The following is a 17,015-nucleotide window of genomic DNA, read 5'->3' on the forward strand; positions in this document are numbered from 1 at the left end:
TGGACGGCTTATGGACGGACAACCACGCACCCCACACTTTGCGCCTTCAGCTGGGCGCAGGCCGCCTTGGCCCGATCCTCGTTCAGTCCGACGCCCTGCACGCGGTAGTAAACGCCCTTCTCCCCCAGGTCGGCCTTGACGACCTGCATGGACAGGCCGCCCAGCGCGTCCGGATGGCGCCCGGACAGGCGCTTCCACTCCGCCGTGGCTTCCGCCTCGCTGCGCAGGGAGGCGAGCTGGATGCGCCAGCCGCCGCCACCGCCGGCCGCCTTGGCCGGAGCGGGTGGTGCGGCCGCCGGTGTGGGAGCGGGCTTCGCGGCCTGCGGCGCCGGCGTTTGCGCGGCCGGAGCCGGGGCCGGCTTTGGCGGACTCGGCAGCGCCGCGGTCTGCACCGGGGCGGCGGGTGCCGCCTTCGGCGCGCCGGGCTGCTGGGCGTTCGGTTGCGGTTGCGCCGCGGTCGACGGGGCCGGCTTCACAGCCGGAGCCGCCTTCGCCACCGGAGCGGTCGCCGGCGGCACGGCCGCGACGGCCGGCGGCGGCGCGACGGGCTGCCCCTCCGCCCCCGCGGCCGGCTGGCCGTCCGGCAGGCGCGGCACGGTCGTCGTGGAACCGGGCGGGGGCGGCGGAAGCTGCGCCACAGCCGGCACCTCCGGCATGGCGGGCGGCGGCGGCATCTGCGGGGTCACGACCGGGCGCGGCAGCGGCTCCTCCGGCGGAGGCAGCAGCCGTTCCACCGTGGGCTTGGCGGCGTGCTCGTTCAGCCGTTCGTACACCAGCTTGTCCTGGTGCGGCACCTCCATGCCGCCCGGCTGTTCCGGGCGCATCTTGGTGGGGGCGCCGTCGGCGGTCAGCAGCGGCGGCCCGCCGTCCGAGGACGCGCGGTCGCCCTTGCCGTAGGTCACCACGATCGCGCCGGCGAAGGCCACGATGCCCACCACGGCCATCCCGAGGCCGAGCAGACCGCGCCGGCCTCCCCGGTTCGGCGCGGTGCCGTAGGGGTTGCTGGCGTAGTTGACATCGCCCTCGTACTTCATGAGCGCATTTCCTCCACCGGCTCCACGCCCATGACCGCAAGGCCGGACGCGATCACCGTGGCGACGGCGCTGACCAGCGCCAGCCGGGCCACCGTCACCTCCTCGTCGCCGTCGATCAGGAAGCGCAAGGACGCGTCGTCGCGGCCCTTGTTCCACAGCGCGTGGAAGTCGCTGGCGAGGTCGTAGAGGTAGAAGGCCACGCGGTGCGGCTCGTGCGCCTCCGCGGCGGATTCGACCATGCGCGGCCAGGTCGCCATGCGCTTGGCGAGCGCCATCTCCTCCTCGCTGTCCAGCCGCGCGAGGTTTGCCTTCGCGGCCAGCGCCGCCAGCGACAGGTCGGCGCCCGGCATCGCCGTGGCCGCGTGGCGCAGGACGGAGCGGCAGCGCGCGTGCGCGTACTGCACGTAGAAGACCGGGTTGTCCTTCGACTGCTCCACGACCTTGGCGAAGTCGAACTCCAGCGTCTGGTCGTTGCGGCGGGTCAGCATGATGAAGCGGACGACGTCCTTGCCCACCTCCTCGATCACGTCGCGCAGGGTCACGAAGGTGCCCGCGCGCTTGGACATCTTCACCGGCTCGCCGTTCTTCATCAGGTGGACGAGCTGGCACAGCTTCACGTCCAGCGCCGCCTTGCCCTCGGTGATGGCCGTGGTCGCCGCCTGCATGCGCTTGACGTAGCCACCGTGGTCGGCGCCCCACACGTCGATCAGCGTGTTGAAGCCGCGGCGGTGCTTGTCGAAGTGATAGGCGATGTCGTTGGAGAAATAGGTGAAGGACCCGTCCGACTTCTTCAGCGGGCGATCCACGTCGTCGCCGAAGTCGGTGGACTTGAACAGCGTCTGCGGACGCGGCTCCCAATCGTCGGGCTTCTTGCCCTTCGGCGGCTCCAGCACGCCGACGTAGATCAGACCGCGGTCCTCCAGCGCCGTCAGCGCCGTGTCCACGGCGCCGGCCTTCACCAGCGCGCGTTCGGAGCTGTAAACGTCCATGCGGACGCCCAGCACACCCAGGTCCTCCTTGATCCACTCCATGATCGTCGCGATGGCGAAGTCGCGGCAGGCCGGCAGCCATTCGGCCTCGTCCGTGCCGACCCACTTGTTCCCATCCTTCTGGGCGAGCGCCTGCCCGACCTCCTTCAGGTATTCGCCGGGATAGAGGCCGGCCGGAATCTCGCCGATGTCCTCGCCCAGCGCCTCGCGGTAGCGCAGGAAGGTGGAGCGCGCCAGCACGTCCACCTGGGCGCCGGCGTCGTTGATGTAGTATTCGCGCGTGACCGCGTAGCCCGCCTTCTCCAGCAGCGCCGCCAGCGCGTCGCCGAACACGGCGCCGCGGCCATGCGCCGCGTGCAGCGGGCCGGTCGGGTTGGCCGACACATACTCGACGTTCACCGGCTCCTTGGCGCCCAGCGTGCTGTCGCCGTAGGCCGTGCCGGCGGTCAGCACGTCGCGGATGCGGTCGCGCCAGACATCGGCGGACAGGCGCAGGTTCACGAAGCCGGGGCCGGCGATCTCCACGCTCGCCACGTCGGGCCGTGCCTTCAGCTTCTCGACCAGCATCTCCGCCAGCGCGCGCGGCGGCTTGCCCGCCGGCTTGGCGAGGATCATCGCCGCGTTGGTCGACAGGTCGCCATGCGCCGCCTCGCGCGGCGGTTCCACCGTCAGGCGGCTGGTGTCGAGCCCCGCCGGGATCCGGCCCTCGGCGGCGAGGTCCTCCAGCAGCTTGCGAATGTCGTTTTCGAAGGCCTTGAAGATGTTCATTTTTTCAATTCTTGACGTTAGGTCTTGGCGTCCATGTCGAACAGGCGGGCGTACTCGGCCAGCGCAAAGCGGTCGGTCATCCCGGCGATGTAGTCGGCGACCAGCCGGGCGAGCACCGTCTTGTCCGTGTCCCCGCCCAGAGCCGCAACCTCCGCCTGCCATTGGGTCGGCAGGGTGTTCGGCTCGGCCATAAACAGATCGAACAGGGCGGTGACCACCCGCTTGCACTTGCTCATTTCCCGGTTGACCCGGTAATGGCGGTACATGCGCTGTTTCAGGAAGGCGCGCAAGGGCCGCTGCGCCTCGAACATCGCGTCGGAAAAGCTGACCACCGGCTGCGGCAAGGCCCGCAGTTCCGCGGCACTGCCCGGCTTGGCCTCGGCGAGGCGCCGCTTGGTCTCCGCCAGCAGGTCGACGACCATGTTGTTGATCATGCGCCGGATCGTCTCGTGGATCAGGCGCGAGCGCTCCAGCTTCGGGTATTTGTCGCAGACCTGCCGCACCACCGGCCCGACCAGCGGCAGCTCCGCCACCTCGTCCACGGTGAACAGCCCGGCGCGCAGGCCGTCGTCGATGTCGTGGTTGTTGTAGGCGATGTCGTCGGCCAGCGCGGCGACCTGCGCCTCGGCACCCGGGTTGGTGTGCAGTTCCAGGTCCCAGACCTCCTGGAAGGCGCGCAGCGTGGTCGGCAGCTGCTCCCCCTCCTTCAGGGGCAGCAGCGGGCCGTTGTGCTTGACGACACCCTCCAGAGTCTCCCAGGTCAGGTTCAGCCCGTCGAACTCGGCGTAGCGCCGCTCCAGCATCGTCAGGATGCGCAGAGTCTGGTCGTTGTGGGCGAAGCCGCCATGGGGGGCCATGCAGGCGTTCAGCGCGTCCTCGCCGGCGTGGCCGAAGGGCGTGTGCCCCAGGTCGTGGGCCAGCGCCACCGCCTCCGCCAGATCCTCGTTCAGCCCAAGCGCGCGGCTGATGGAGCGCGCGATCTGCGCGACCTCCAGGCTGTGGGTCAGGCGCGTGCGGAAATAGTCGCCCTCGTGATAGACGAAGACCTGCGTCTTGTACTTCAGCTTGCGGAAGGCGCCGGAATGGACGATGCGGTCGCGGTCGCGCTGGAAGCACGAGCGCGTCGGGCTTTCCGGTTCCCGCACCAGCCGCCCGCGCGTCTCCGCGGGGTTGCAGCCGTAGGGCGCCGGCCGATCCTGGAAGCTGTCCGCCGTCATGGCGCGGACACTACCGGCGGGGGCCGCTCCGCGCAACGGCGAAGGCGGAGACATTGCTTAAGTCATCCTCCGGGCTTACGTCATCGTCCGGTCCGCCGCCTTCGGCGGGTCAGCCATGTCCCGATCCGACCGGCCCCAATCCGACCGGCCTTTGACGAACCGCCGGCATGGCCTTACATTCCATGACGTGTCGTCACGTCAGCGTATTTTTGCGAAGGACCCGTCCCATGCCCGACACCGCCCTTCCCGTCGCCCAAGAGGGCACGCGCGTGCTGCACGTCTCGGACAGCGCCGCCAAGCGCGTCGCCTTCCTGATCGAACATGAAGGCAACCCGGCCCTGATGCTGCGCCTGACCGTGTCGGGCGGCGGCTGCTCCGGCTTCCAGTACGGCTTCGGCTTCGACGACACGGTGAACGAGGACGACCACGTGTTCGAGAACGGCGGCGTGAAAGTCGTGACCGACGACTGTTCGCTCGACCTGCTGGCCGGCGCGACGCTCGACTATGTCGAAGACCTGATGGGCGCCGCCTTCCAGATCAAGAACCCGAACGCCACCGCGTCCTGCGGCTGCGGCAACTCCTTCGCGGCCTAATAAAAAAGAACCGGCTTCACCGTGAAAATCGCGACCTGGAACGTCAACTCGGCGAAGGCCCGCCTTCCGCTGATCACCGACTGGCTGCGCGCGGCGTCCCCGGACGTCGCGTTGCTGCAGGAAATCAAGTGCGAGACGGCGGCCTTCCCGCGCGACGCGTTCGAGGAACTCGGCTACCACGTCACACCGGTGGGGCAGAAGGCCTACAACGGCGTGGCCTTCCTGTCCAAGGCCCCGCACGAGGTCGCCCTGACCCGCCTGCCCGGTGAGCCGGAGGACGAGCAGGCGCGCTTCGTCGAGGCTACGGTGGACGGCGTGCGGATCGCCTCGCTCTACCTGCCCAACGGCAACCCGATCGGCACGGAGAAGTTTGCCTACAAGCTGCGCTGGATGGACCGGCTGATCGCGCACGCCCGCGACCTGCTGGCGCAGGAAATCCCCTTCGTGCTGGGCGGCGACTACAACATCATCCCGGAGGCGCGCGACGTCTTCGACCCGCGCGCCTTCGCCGGCGACGCCCTGTTCCAGCCGGAATCGCGGGCGAAGTTCCGCTCCCTGCTGAACCTCGGCCTGACCGAGGCCTACCGGGCGCTGCACGACGACGACCACGCCTACACCTTCTGGGACTACCAGGCCGGCAGCTGGCCGCGCGACCTCGGCCTGCGCATCGACCATTTCCTGCTGTCCCCGCAAGCCGCCGACCGGCTGGAGGGCTGCACCATCGACCGCCGCCCGCGCGGGGCGGAGAAGGCGTCGGACCACACGCCGGTGATCCTCGACCTGCGCGACGCGTGAGGGCTTTTTAACCCTTTGTCTCTACCATTCCCCAAAACGACACGGGGGACCGCGGCCGGGCATGGCCCACGCGGAACGGGAGCGGCATCGGGATGGTGTGGAGGCGCGACTACAGCCGCAAGGAGGTCGAGGAGCTTCTGTCCGCGATCGAACGCCAAGCCACCGACGCGGTGGCCTTCGGCGAGCGTGCCCAGCGCGACATCTCCGAAGACCGCTTTTCTTCCTTCCTGACCTTCCGCAAGAAGGTCGAAGAAGTCCGCGCCCTCGCCGCCCTGACCGAGGAGCGGCTGATGGGCAATGGGGGCGCCAAACTCACCGACCTGCAGGTGGAGTTCGAGCGCATCGACCTGCTGTTGACCGGCCTCCTCGCACGCTCCACCCGCAACTACTTCGCCAACCTGCGCGACGACCAGGCCTTGCCTATGGGTGCCCGCGAACTGTTCGAGCCCGAACTGAAGATTGTCGAGGAGATGCGCGCGAAGCTGGAGCGCCCGCAGTACGCCGGCAAGGTCTCGACGACGGTGGTCGAGGACCTGGAGGCGACCGCCAGCATGATTCGCAAGGTGATCAGCCGAGCCCCCAGCCTGCCCGACTTCTCCGATGCCCCAAGCCTGCCGAAACCCACCAAGCGCCTGTCCAACCTGGGCCGCCCGATCCGAACCTGATCTGGATCGCGCTTGCCTGTTGACCGGCGCTCCGCATTCCTATATCCGCGACACCGAACCGGATGGGTGGCCGAGCGGTTTAAGGCTCCAGTCTTGAAAACTGGCGTGGGGGCAACCCCACCGTGGGTTCGAATCCCACCCCATCCGCCACTGGTCTCGTCAGGGCGTCTCGCTTCCCCCTCTGCACGCTCAGAACGGGCTCACGCCACAGACCATCCCCGACCTTGATCCATGTTAAGGAGAAGCCAGCGGCCTTCCCCGAGGATCGGCATTGCAGCCTTTTGCCGGGTCTGCTGGCGGCATCCCAGTCGGGGAGGATGGCATGCATCCGTTTTTCTTGTTTACGGGCAGCGGTCCGCTGGTCATCCTGACGTCCTATCCGTCGATTGAGGATCCGGTTCTGCTGCGCAAGCTTGCCGCCAAGGGGATCGACAAGTTCATCGCCTTTTCGGTGCCGCTTTCCTTGGCGAAGGAACGCTATGGCGGGCATTTCGACCATGTCTGCCGGGATTTGAAGGAGTCGGACGACCTGCGCGTTCTGGACTACAACGGCCAACACGCGCTGCACTTGTTCCACTTCCGGGAATTGGGCGTTCCGCTGCTGCACGAGCCTGCGACATCGCGCTGGTGACGGCTGGTTGACGGCCGGTTACTCCAGCCCGTGCAGAAGCGCCGCGTGGAAGCGGTCCGGGTCCTGAATCTGCGGGGCGTGGCCGAGGTCGGCGAACTCCACCAAGGTGGCCCGCGGGATCGCCTGGGCGGTGCGCTTGCCCAGTTCGGCGTAATTGCCGAGCTTGGCCTGAAGGTCCGGCGGCGCCGCGTCCTTGGCGATCGCGGTGTTGTCCTTCAGCCCGATCATCAGCAGGGTCGGCACGCGCAGCCGGCCGAAGTCGTAGAGGACGGGCTGGGTGAGGATCATGTCGTACAGCAACGCCGAGTTCCAGGCGACCCGCCGCTTGCCCGGCCCGGCGTTCAGGCCGGCCAGCATGTCGACCCAGCGGTCGTAGGCCGGCACCCAGCCGCCCGCGTAGTAGGTCTTCCGCTCATAGTCGCGGATGCCCTCGGCGCTGGTCTTCAGCTCGCGCTCGAACCACGCGTCGACCGTCCGGTACGGCACGCCGAGCGCGGTCCAGTCCTCGAGCCCGATGGGGTTGACCAGCACCAGGCGCTCGGTCGCGTCGGGATACATCAGGGCATAGCGGGTGGCGAGCATCCCGCCCGTCGAGTGCCCCAGGATCGTGGCCCGGCCGACCCCGATGCGCTCCAGAAGCGCGTGGGTGTTCGCGGCCAGCTGCTGGAAGCTGTACTGGTAGTGGTCCGGCTTGGTCGATTTGCAGAAGCCGATCTGGTCCGGCGCCACCACCCGGTACCCCGCGGCGCTGAGCACCCGGATCGTCTGCTCCCAGGTGCCTGCGCAGAAATTCTTGCCGTGCAGCAACACCACCGTGCGGCCGTTTGCCGGACCGCTCGCCGGTACGTCGAGATAGGCCATCTCCAGCGGTTGCTGCTGGGATTCGAACGCGTGGACGCGCACCGGGAAGGCATAGTCGAAGCCCTCCAGCCGTTCCCCGTATTCGGGCGTGGACGCCGCCTGCGCCGCGCCGGCCACCAGGACGGCCAGCGCAAGCAGAACCGCCGCGATCCGGGCGGGCACGACCATCACTCCAGCCCGGCGCGGCGCGCGGCGACCTTGGCCAGCGCCGCCCAGTCGCGGTCGGCGTCGCCGTGGGCGATGGCCTCCAGGAAGCCGTCGCGCAGCAGGCTCGCCAGCGGCAGGGGCACATGCGCCGCCTCCCCCGCGGCCAGCGCCAGCCGGACGTCCTTCAGCCCCAGCGTCAGCTTGAAGGCCGCCGGGTCGTAGCGCTCCTCCACGATGATGCCGCCATAGCCCTTGTAGACGGGGGCGGCGAACAGCGTGTTGGTCATCACCTCCAGCAGGTCGCCGGCCGGGATGCCGTGGCCGCGCCCCAGCGCCACCGCCTCGCCCATCGCCTCGATCGCGGCGGCGATCATGAAGTTGCCGGCGATCTTGACCACGTTGGCGCGCACCGGATCGTCGCCCAGGCGCCAGGTCTTCTGCCCCATGGCGTCGAGCAGCGGCTGCACGCGGTCGATCGCCGCCGGGTCGCCCGCCGCCAGGATGTTCAGCTTGCCTGCGGCGGCCACGTCTGTGCGGCCGAACACCGGGGCCGCGACATAGCCCAGGCCGCGGTCCCGGTGCAGGGCCGCGAACTCCTGGACAAAGGCGGTGGACAGCGTGCCCATGCTGACGTGGACCAAGCCCTTGGCCGCCCGGTCGAGCGCCCCGCCGTCCAGGAACACCGCCCGCGTCGCGGTATCGTCGGCGAGGATGGACAGCACGGCCTCGCCCTGCATGGCGTCCTCGGGGCGGGAGACCGGCTCCGCCCCCTCCGCCCGCAACGCCTCGGCCGGTCCGGGCGAGCGGTTCCAGACGCGCACCCGGTGCCCGGCCTTGACGAGGTTGGCTGCCATCCCGCGGCCCATGCCGCCCAATCCGACGAAGCCGATGTCCATGGTCCCTTCTCTCCTCGCTGGTCAGCGCTTGTCCTTTGCGGGCGGCCGGTCGGAAGGCCAGTGACCTTCAACCGCCGCCCCCCGGACTTCGTTTCATGAACCTGGCTCATAGGCCCTATCGCGTTCCAGCGGGTAATCGGGCTCGGAGGGGCGCACCAGCTTTGCCGGGGCAGCATGCCCGGCGCACGGCCTGCGGACCGCGAGGCGGATCGGCCTGTGATCATTCGCCGTTCGCGCCGTTGACACCGGCATACGTCAAGACTGTCCCCGCAGGCGGCGCAGAGAATGGAAGCACGACATGAATGATTCCGGCGACCTCGACATGACGCGGCGCGGTCTTTTGCTTGGATCCGCCGCCACCGTGGCGCTGTCCACGGTACCCCTCACGGCTTCGGCGCAGGCGGCCCCACCCGCCAGTGTCGCTCCCGAAAAGCCCAACCTGTCGACCGTGACCTTCACCGTGAACGGCCGATCACAAAAACTTGATCTCGATACGCGCACGACCCTGCTCGACGCGCTGCGCGAACACCTGCACCTCACCGGCACCAAGAAGGGCTGCGACCACGGCCAGTGCGGCGCCTGCACGGTGATCGTCGACGGGCGGCGCATCAACTCCTGCCTGTCGCTCGCCGTGATGCACGAGGGCGACAGCATCACCACCATCGAAGGGCTGGGTGCCCCCAGTGGCATGCACCCCATGCAGGCGGCCTTCGTGAAGCACGACGGCTACCAGTGCGGCTACTGCACGCCCGGCCAGATCTGTTCGGCCGTCGCGGTGCTCGACGAGATCAAGGCCGGCGTCCCCAGCCACGTCACCGCCGACCTGAACGCCGCACCGCAGCTCACCCCCATCGAGCTGCGCGAGCGCATGAGCGGCAACATCTGCCGCTGCGGCGCCTATTCCAACATCGTCGACGCGATCACCGAAGTCGCGCGGAGGGAGGCATGAGGACCTTCACCTACGAGCGCGCCAACTCCCCGGCGGAGGCCGCAGCGGCCGCGGAGCGCATGCCCGGCGCCAAGTTCATCGCGGGCGGCACCAACCTGCTCGACCTGATGAAGCTGGAGATCGAGACCCCGGCGCACCTGATCGACGTCAACGGGCTGGACCTCGACGGCGTCGATCCGACCCCGGACGGCGGGCTGCGCATCGGCGCGCTGGTGCGCAACACCGACCTCGCCGCCGATCCGCGCGTGCGGCGCGACTATGGCGTGCTGTCCCGCGCGCTTCTCGCCGGCGCGTCCGGCCAGCTGCGCAACAAGGCGACGACCGCGGGCAACCTGCTCCAGCGCACGCGCTGCCCCTATTTCTACGACACCGCCCAGCCCTGCAACAAACGCCAGCCCGGAAGCGGCTGCGCGGCCATCGGCGGGTTCAGCCGCCAGCTGGCGGTCATCGGCGGCAGCGAGGCCTGCATCGCCACCCACCCCAGCGACATGGCCGTGGCCATGCGCGTGCTGGACGCCACGGTGGAGACGGTGCGGCCGGACGGCGCCACGCGGTCCATCCCCATCGCCGACTTCCACCGCCTGCCCGGCGACACGCCGCACATCGAGACAGCGCTGGTGCCCGGCGAGCTGATCACCGCGGTGACCCTGCCCAAGCCGGCCGGCGGCACGCAGGTCTACCGCAAGGTGCGCGACCGCGCCTCCTACGCCTTCGCGCTGGTGTCCGTCGCCGCCGTCGTGCAGCGCGACGGCAGCGGCCGGGTGGCGCTGGGCGGCGTGGCCCACAAGCCGTGGCGCGTCGAGGCCGCGGAGGCGGCGATGCCCCAAGGCGCCAAGGCGGTGACGGCGCAGCTGCTCGCCGGCGCCAAGCCGACGCACGACAACGCGTTCAAGCTGCCCCTGGTCGAGCGCACGCTGGCCTCGGTGCTGACCGAAGCGAAGGGCTGAGACATGAAGTTCGACACACCCGCGACCACCAACCCGATCGACCAGCTGAAGGTGATCGGCAAGGCGACCGACCGCATCGACGGCCCGCTGAAGACCACCGGCACCGCCCCCTACGCCTACGAGCACCACGATCCCGTGCCCAACGCGGCCTACGGCTACGTCGTGGGCTCGGCCATCGCCAAGGGGCGCATCACCGCCATGGACGTGGCCGCCGCAAGGGGCGCGCCCGGCGTGATCGCCATCGTGACGGCCGAGAACGCCGGCAAGCTCGGCAAGGGCAAGCGCAACACCGCGACCCTGCTCGGCGGACCGAAGATCGAGCACTACCACCAGGCCGTCGCGCTGGTCGTGGCGGAAACCTTCGAGCAGGCCCGCGCCGCGGCAAAGCTCGTCCGCGTCGACTACGCCCGCGAGGACGGCGCCTTCGACCTCGCCGTCGCCAAGGACGGGGCGAAGCCGAGCGACGACGACCCCGACCTGAGGGTCGGCGACTTCGACGGCGCCTTCGCCTCGGCCCCCGTGAAGCTCGACGCCACCTACACCACCCCCGACCAGACCCACGCGATGATGGAGCCGCACGCCTCCATCGCCGTCTGGAACGGGGACAAGGTCACCGTCTGGACCTCCAACCAGATGATCGACTGGACCGCCAGCGACCTGGCCCAGACGCTCAACATGCCGAAGGAGAAGGTCCGCCTGATCTCCCCCTTCGTCGGCGGCGGGTTCGGGGGCAAGCTGTTCCTGCGGACCGACACGCTGCTGGCCGTGCTGGGCGCGCGGGAGGCCAAGCGCCCGGTCAAGGTGGCGCTGCAACGCCCGCTGATGGCGAACAACACCACCCATCGGCCGGCCACCATCCAGCGCGTCCGCATCGGCGCCACGCCTGAGGGCATCATCACCGCCATCGCGCATGAGAGCTGGTCGGGCAACCTGCCCGGCGGCAATCCGGAGACGGCGGTCGACCAGACCAAGCTGCTCTACGCTGGCGCCAACCGCCTGACCGCGCTCCGTCTGGCCCATCTCGACCTGCCGGAGGGCAACGCCATGCGCGCGCCGGGCGAGGCGCCGGGCCTGATGGCGCTGGAGATCGCCATGGACGAGATGGCGGAGAAGCTGGGCATCGACCCTGTGGAGTTCCGCGTCCGCAACGACACGCAGGTCGATCCGGCCAAGCCCGACCGCCCCTTCTCGCAGCGCCAGCTCGTCCAGTGCCTGCGCATGGGGGCGGAGCGTTTCGGCTGGGATAAGCGCAACCCGAAGCCGGCGTCGGTGCGCGACGGGCGCTGGCTGGTCGGGCTGGGCATGGCCGCCGCCTTCCGCAACAACCTGCTGAACAAGTCGGCGGCGCGGGTACGGCTGGACAAGCGCGGCGTCGTGACGGTCGAGACCGACATGACGGACATCGGCACCGGCAGCTACACCATCATCGCCCAGACCGCGGCGGAGATGATGGGCGTCGGGCTCGACAAGGTCGTGGTGCGGCTGGGCGACTCCTCTTTCCCGGTGTCGGCCGGCTCCGGCGGCCAGTGGGGCGCCAACAATTCCACCGCCGGCGTCTACGCCGCCTGCGTCAAGCTGCGGGAGGAGGTGGCGCGCAAGCTCGGCTTCAACTCCGCCGACGCGGTGTTCGCCGACGGGCAGGTGCGCCTCGGCAACCGCAGCCTGCCGCTCGCCCAGGCGGCCGGCGACAGCGGCCTCGTCGCCGAGGATGGCATCGAGTACGGCGACCTGTCCAAGAAGTACCAGCAATCCACCTTCGGCGCCCATTACGTGGAGGTCGCCGTCGATGCCGCGACCGGCGAGACGCGGGTGCGCCGCATGCTGGCGGTCTGCGCGGCGGGCCGCATCCTCAATCCCAAGTCGGCGCGCAGCCAGGTGATCGGCGCCATGACCATGGGCGTGGGGGCGGCGTTGATGGAGGAGTTGGCGCTCGACAAGCGCAACGGCTTCTTCGTCAACCACGACCTCGCGTCCTACGAGGTGCCGGTCCACGCCGACATCCCGCACCAGGAGGTGGTCTTCCTGGACGAGACCGACCCGATCTCCTCCCCGATGAAGGCCAAGGGCGTGGGCGAACTCGGCCTCTGCGGCGTCGGGGCCGCCGTCGCCAACGCCATCTACAACGCCACCGGCGTGCGCGTGCGCGACTACCCGATCACGCTCGACAAGCTGCTCGACCGGCTGCCCGAAGTGGCGTGAGGGCAAGCACCGTTGGGAACGCGATGGAGGCCGAGGGGTCCCCTCGGCCTCCATCGCGGGAGCGCGCTTCCGCCAAACGGGCCACCGCGGTAGATTGGGGCCGCTCCCCGCCGGATCGAAGCCCACTGCCCCCTGTGTCGCGCGCCGAACGCCTCCTCGACCTGATCCAGATCCTGCGCCGCCACCGCCGGCCGGTGAGCGGCCGTTCGCTCGCGGAGGAGCTGGGGATCAGCCTCCGCACCCTCTACCGCGACATCGCGACCCTCCAGGGGCAGGGCGCCCGCATCGACGGGGAGCCGGGGGTCGGCTACGTCCTGCGCCCCGGCTTCCTGCTGCCCCCGCTGATGTTCTCGGAGGAGGAGATCGAGGCGCTGGTCCTGGGCTCCCGCTGGGTGGCGGAGCGCGGCGACCACCGGCTGGGCTCGGCCGCGCGCAACGCGCTCGCCAAGATCGCCGCGGTGCTGCCCGCCGATTTGCGTGACGACCTGGACGGCTCCACCCTGCTGGTCGGGCCGGGGGAGCCCATCGCGGCCGGGGATGCCGACCTCGCCACCATCCGGCAGGCGATCCGGACGGAGCGCAAGCTCGCCATCGCCTACCGCGACGGGGCCGCGTCGGAAAGCCGGCGAACCATCTGGCCCTTCGCGCTCGGCTTCTTCGACAAGGCCCGCGTGGTCGTCGCCTGGTGCGAGCTGCGCCAGGCCATCCGCCATTTCCGCACCGACCGCATCCTGGCCCTCACCCCGACGGAGGACCGCTACCCGCGCCGCCGTCAGGCGTTGCTGAAGGACTGGCGCGAGGCGGAAGGAATCCGCCCGCAAAGAATTTAGCACCGCGAGAGCTTGCCGCGCCCCGCCTGTTGCCCCTTCACACGGCACAGTTTCACCGCGGAGGTTGCGCATGAGCGACAAGATGCAGGACGGCACGCCGAAACCGGCCGACGGCGGCACCCACCCGCCGCGCAGCTACGACCCCGAGCGCGACAAGCCGATCGGCAAGCGCGACGAAGCCGCCCCCGGCACCCCGGGCACCGGCGAGGACATCGACCCGAAGACCGGCGAGACCTTTACGGAGGGCATTGGCGGGGCGTGAGGTCCAAAACGCTTGCCCCCACCCTCCCGCTTCGCGGGTCCCTCCCTCCCCCGCTGCGCAGGGGAGGGCCTGCTTGCGAAGCCGGCGGAGTTCCCTCCCCTGCGCAGCGGGGGAGGGTTAGGGTGGGGGCAAGTGCGACACAGCTTCAATGCGCGTGCTGACTGCGCGCATGCTGACCGCGCGTGTGCCGGACCTTCTCCCACACATCCATCGGAAGCTGGCTCATCAGCCCGATCGGCAGCAGGAACAGCGCCAGGTTCGTCCAGCAGAACCGCCGTTCGCCCGCCGTCCCGCCGGCGCGCCGCGACCAAGCAGCCTGCCGCCCCGACCCCGTCCGCTCCATCCAGCCGCCGCTGGCCTCGTGGTATTCCGGCATGGGGTTCAGCACCGCGCCGGTGGTGTCGCGGGCCGGGCGGTTCTCGAACATGTTGCGGTCGATCATGTGGGCCATGACCCGCTCGGTCATCGCCGGGGCGACCGCGTTCTGGAAGGCGGCGACGCGGCCGACGTTGCCGACGAACACGTCGCGCTTGGCCGGATTCTCGGCCATCGCCACGATGGCGTCGGCCACCTGCTCCGGCGGGTAGAGCGGGGTCATCGCCTTGATGGCGCGGCCGGTGTAGTTGGCGGCGTGCTGCCACAGCGGCGTGTCGATCGGCCCCGGCATGACGGTGCAGAGGTGGATGTTCGGCTCTTCCACCAGCTCCTGCCGCAGGGTTTCGGTGAAGCCGCGGACGGCGAACTTGCTGGCGGCGTAGCTGGTCGTGTATCGCTGCCCGACGGTCGAGGCCATGGACGACATGTTGATGATCGTCCCCTCGCCCCGGTCCAGGAAATGCGGCAGCACCGCCCGGCAGCCGTTGGCCGTGCCGAAGAAGTTGGTGCGCATCACCTCCTCGAAGACGTCCTGCGGCATCTCCTCGAACTGGCCGAAGGCGATGACGCCGGCGTTGTTCACCCAGACGTCGATGCCGCCGAACGCGTCGATGGCGCGCTGGGCCAGGCGGTTCACCTGCTCCTGGTCGCGCACGTCCGTCGGCACGACCATGGCCCGCCCGCCGGCCGCGACGCATTCCTCCGCCACCTCGTGCAGGGCGGCGTGCCGCCGCGCCGCCAGCACCACCGCAGCGCCGCGCCGTGCGAAGGCCACCGCCGTCGCGTGGCCGATGCCGCTGGACGCCCCGGTGATGACGACCACCTTGTCGAAGTGCCCCTGCGCCATGGATCTGTTCCCGCCCCGTTGGTTCCTGTCGTGCCTGTTCAACACCCCCGGACGGCAAAGGTGCCGTGCGGGGCCGGGATCACCGCAACTCTGGAGACGCGGGCGCGAACCGGCTACAGTCCTGCGGTCCAAATTGGGTGACCAAGCAAAGAGGGAACGGCCGTGGCGGCAAAGGAACTTGACGTGAAGGGGCTGCACTGCCCGCTTCCCATCCTGCGGACCCGCGCGCTGCTGGACAAGATGGCCACCGGCGAGGAACTGATCGTCTACGCCACCGACCCGGCGTCGATCATCGACTTCAAGCATTTCTGCAACACGACCGACAACGCGCTTCTCGCGCACGAGACGCGCGGCGAGGTGTTCGTCTACCACATCCGCCGCGGCGTTTCCCAGGCGTAGGTCCACAATGATGGAGGCCGCATCGATGCCGACCTTGCGCCACGCGGTCCCGCCGCCGCTGCGCCCCGGCGCCGTGATCCACGGCCCCGGCTCGCTCGCCGTGGACGATCTGCTCGACCGCTTCACCGCGGAACTGCGCCGCCGCGGCTTCCGCGTCGGCGGGGTCGTGCAGCGCAATTACGGCGCGCTGGACGACTGCGCCGACCGGATGGAGCTGGTGGACGTCGCCACCGGCAAGGCCTTCAACATCTCCCAGAACCTGGGGCGCGAGTCGCAGTCCTGCCGGGTCGATCCCGCGGGCGTCGCCGACGCCAGCCAAGCGCTCCGCCGCGCCATCGAGGAGCGCGCCGACCTGCTGGTCGTCAACAAGTTCGCCGGGCTGGAGGCGCACGGCAAAGGCCTCGCCGACGAACTCCTGTCCGCCATCGCGGAGGGCATCCCGGTGCTGACCAGCGTTGGCAGCCGGTACCTGAACGAGTGGCAGTCCTTCACCGGCGGCTTCACCGCCCTGCTCTCCCCGGACGAGGACGCGCTGTGGCGCTGGTGGGGGACGCACCGGCTCTACGACGACCTGCTGCACGGGGTGGAGGACGCGCCCGTCCGCCGCGTCACCATCGGCGCCAAATGGATCATGGTGGAAACCGACGGCACCGTCGGCCTCGCCGCCCGCCCCTCCGCCTCCCTCGGCGCGGACCTTCCGCCGCCGGAACGCTGGGCCGGGGCCGGCCTGAAGGCGCTGGCCCTGCCCGCCGCCCGGTCCTGGGATCCCTTGGAGACCGCGGTCGGCGTCGCCGCCCTGAACGCCCACTACAACCATCCCGGCGTGACCGGCGACGCGGCGAACGGGCTGGACCTGTTCACCGGCATGGACGGGCGCGTGGTGGTGATCGGCGCCTTCCCGCAGCTCGCCAAGCGGCTGCCGAACGCCCAGGTGATCGAGATGAAGCCGCGCGATGACGAGTACCCGGAGGCCGCCGGCGAATGGCTGCTGCCGGGGGCGGAGGGAGCGGCGATCACGTCGTCCTCGCTCGCCAACCGCACGCTGCCGCGCCTTTTGTCGGCGTCCACGGGCGCGCGCGTCGCGCTGGTCGGGCCGGGCACGCCGCTGACCGGCCGGCTGTTCCGCTACGGCGTCGATTCGCTGGCCGGCTTCGTGGTGGAGGACCGCGAGGCGTTGCGCCGCGTCATCCTCGACGGCGGCTCCTCGCAGGCCTTCCACCGCCACGGCCGCTTCGTCACGCTGCACAACACGTAAATAAATTCAGGAGGATCCGACAATGGACGAACAAACCCGCATCGAACTGGAGGCCGCCGCCTTCCGCGGCCTGGTCGAGCACCTGCGCAAGCGAACCGACGTGCAGAACATCGACCTGATGAACCTCGCCGGCTTCTGCCGCAACTGCCTGTCGAAGTGGTACGCGGCGGCCGCGAAGGAGCGCAACGTCCCCTTGACCGACGAGGAGGCGCGCATCGCCGTCTACGGCATGCCCTATTCGGAATGGAAGGCCAAGCACCAGAAGGAAGCCACCCCCGAACAGCAGCAGAAGTTCGAGGACACCAAGCCCCTCCACGCCGAAATCAGCGGCCACATGCCGAAGAAGTGACAACGAC

General features: G+C 69.8%; 18 protein-coding genes and 1 tRNA gene. 13 read left to right on the plus strand and 6 right to left on the minus strand.

Annotated features, from left to right (window positions below; all coding sequences use genetic code 11):
- Positions 1-8: 8 nt before the first annotated feature.
- The 3 genes from J2851_RS02665 to J2851_RS02675 are packed head-to-tail and all read right to left on the minus strand — an operon-like array spanning position 9 to position 4,008.
- The gene (locus J2851_RS02665) at positions 9-1,034 is read right to left on the minus strand and encodes an SPOR domain-containing protein (RefSeq protein WP_209763301.1); all 1,026 of its coding nucleotides are present in this window, start codon (positions 1,032-1,034) and stop codon (positions 9-11) included.
- Entirely contained in the window at positions 1,031-2,791 is a 1,761-nt protein-coding gene (gene argS / locus J2851_RS02670; RefSeq protein ID WP_209763303.1) for an arginine--tRNA ligase, read from the minus strand. Before argS ends, J2851_RS02665 begins: the two co-directional genes overlap by 4 nt.
- A gap of 17 nt (positions 2,792-2,808) precedes the next feature.
- Complete coding sequence (locus tag J2851_RS02675; RefSeq protein ID WP_209763305.1) at positions 2,809-4,008, minus strand: deoxyguanosinetriphosphate triphosphohydrolase; 1,200 nt, start codon at positions 4,006-4,008, stop codon at positions 2,809-2,811.
- 227 nt (positions 4,009-4,235) lie between these two features.
- Here J2851_RS02675 and erpA point away from each other — a divergent pair, with 227 nt between their 5' ends.
- From erpA to J2851_RS02700, 5 genes are all read left to right on the plus strand, one after another.
- Positions 4,236-4,601, plus strand: coding sequence for an iron-sulfur cluster insertion protein ErpA (erpA, locus tag J2851_RS02680; protein ID WP_209763307.1), 366 nt, complete (start codon positions 4,236-4,238; stop codon positions 4,599-4,601).
- A gap of 21 nt (positions 4,602-4,622) precedes the next feature.
- Positions 4,623-5,396 carry an exodeoxyribonuclease III gene (xth, locus tag J2851_RS02685; RefSeq protein WP_209763314.1) on the plus strand — a complete coding sequence of 258 codons (774 nt, stop codon included), beginning with the start codon at positions 4,623-4,625 and terminating at the stop codon, positions 5,394-5,396.
- Positions 5,397-5,488: 92 nt separating this feature from the next.
- Positions 5,489-6,061 (plus strand): hypothetical protein, encoded by a 573-nt coding sequence (locus J2851_RS02690; protein ID WP_209763316.1) that lies wholly within the window; start codon positions 5,489-5,491, stop codon positions 6,059-6,061.
- Between the two features lie 60 nt (positions 6,062-6,121).
- Positions 6,122-6,211, plus strand: a tRNA-Ser gene (locus tag J2851_RS02695).
- 172 nt (positions 6,212-6,383) lie between these two features.
- Positions 6,384-6,692 (plus strand): hypothetical protein, encoded by a 309-nt coding sequence (locus J2851_RS02700; protein ID WP_209763318.1) that lies wholly within the window; start codon positions 6,384-6,386, stop codon positions 6,690-6,692.
- 18 nt (positions 6,693-6,710) lie between these two features.
- Here the strand turns inward: J2851_RS02700 and J2851_RS02705 are convergent, their stop codons facing one another.
- Together J2851_RS02705 and J2851_RS02710 are read right to left on the minus strand one after the other, a co-directional pair.
- Positions 6,711-7,715, minus strand: a complete 1,005-nt coding sequence (locus tag J2851_RS02705; RefSeq protein ID WP_417281612.1) for an alpha/beta fold hydrolase — start codon at positions 7,713-7,715, stop codon at positions 6,711-6,713.
- 5 nt (positions 7,716-7,720) lie between these two features.
- Positions 7,721-8,596, minus strand: a complete 876-nt coding sequence (locus J2851_RS02710; protein ID WP_209763326.1) for an NAD(P)-dependent oxidoreductase — start codon at positions 8,594-8,596, stop codon at positions 7,721-7,723.
- A gap of 298 nt (positions 8,597-8,894) precedes the next feature.
- On the opposite strand from J2851_RS02710, the gene paoA reads away from it, so the two are divergent.
- The 5 genes from paoA to J2851_RS02735 all read left to right on the plus strand — a co-directional run bounded on the left by paoA (position 8,895) and on the right by J2851_RS02735 (position 13,783).
- Positions 8,895-9,545: an aldehyde dehydrogenase iron-sulfur subunit PaoA gene (gene paoA / locus J2851_RS02715; RefSeq protein ID WP_209763328.1), complete on the plus strand. Its 651-nt coding sequence runs from the start codon at positions 8,895-8,897 to the stop codon at positions 9,543-9,545.
- A complete protein-coding gene (locus J2851_RS02720; RefSeq protein WP_209763330.1) occupies positions 9,542-10,492 on the plus strand; it encodes an FAD binding domain-containing protein in 951 nt (316 codons plus the stop codon). The genes paoA and J2851_RS02720 overlap by 4 nt, the downstream gene beginning before the upstream one ends.
- Positions 10,493-10,495: 3 nt before the next feature.
- Positions 10,496-12,691 (plus strand): aldehyde oxidoreductase molybdenum-binding subunit PaoC, encoded by a 2,196-nt coding sequence (paoC, locus tag J2851_RS02725; RefSeq protein WP_209763332.1) that lies wholly within the window; start codon positions 10,496-10,498, stop codon positions 12,689-12,691.
- A 134-nt stretch (positions 12,692-12,825) separates the two neighbouring features.
- Positions 12,826-13,521: a helix-turn-helix transcriptional regulator gene (locus tag J2851_RS02730; RefSeq protein ID WP_209763334.1), complete on the plus strand. Its 696-nt coding sequence runs from the start codon at positions 12,826-12,828 to the stop codon at positions 13,519-13,521.
- 70 nt (positions 13,522-13,591) lie between these two features.
- A complete protein-coding gene (locus tag J2851_RS02735) occupies positions 13,592-13,783 on the plus strand; it encodes a hypothetical protein (RefSeq protein WP_246500358.1) in 192 nt (63 codons plus the stop codon).
- Between the two features lie 145 nt (positions 13,784-13,928).
- On the opposite strand, the gene J2851_RS02740 is transcribed toward J2851_RS02735, so the two are convergent.
- Positions 13,929-15,005 carry an SDR family oxidoreductase gene (locus J2851_RS02740; RefSeq protein WP_209763336.1) on the minus strand — a complete coding sequence of 359 codons (1,077 nt, stop codon included), beginning with the start codon at positions 15,003-15,005 and terminating at the stop codon, positions 13,929-13,931.
- A 162-nt stretch (positions 15,006-15,167) separates the two neighbouring features.
- On the opposite strand from J2851_RS02740, the gene J2851_RS02745 reads away from it, so the two are divergent.
- The 3 genes from J2851_RS02745 to J2851_RS02755 are packed head-to-tail and all read left to right on the plus strand — an operon-like array spanning position 15,168 to position 17,008.
- Positions 15,168-15,404, plus strand: coding sequence for a sulfurtransferase TusA family protein (locus J2851_RS02745; RefSeq protein WP_209763338.1), 237 nt, complete (start codon positions 15,168-15,170; stop codon positions 15,402-15,404).
- Positions 15,405-15,429: 25 nt separating this feature from the next.
- A complete protein-coding gene (locus tag J2851_RS02750) occupies positions 15,430-16,659 on the plus strand; it encodes a DUF2478 domain-containing protein (RefSeq protein ID WP_209763344.1) in 1,230 nt (409 codons plus the stop codon).
- Between the two features lie 22 nt (positions 16,660-16,681).
- Complete coding sequence (locus J2851_RS02755; protein WP_209763350.1) at positions 16,682-17,008, plus strand: DUF1244 domain-containing protein; 327 nt, start codon at positions 16,682-16,684, stop codon at positions 17,006-17,008.
- Positions 17,009-17,015: the final 7 nt, after the last annotated feature.

This window comes from Azospirillum rugosum (assembly GCF_017876155.1).
Lineage (GTDB): Bacteria > Pseudomonadota > Alphaproteobacteria > Azospirillales > Azospirillaceae > Azospirillum > Azospirillum rugosum.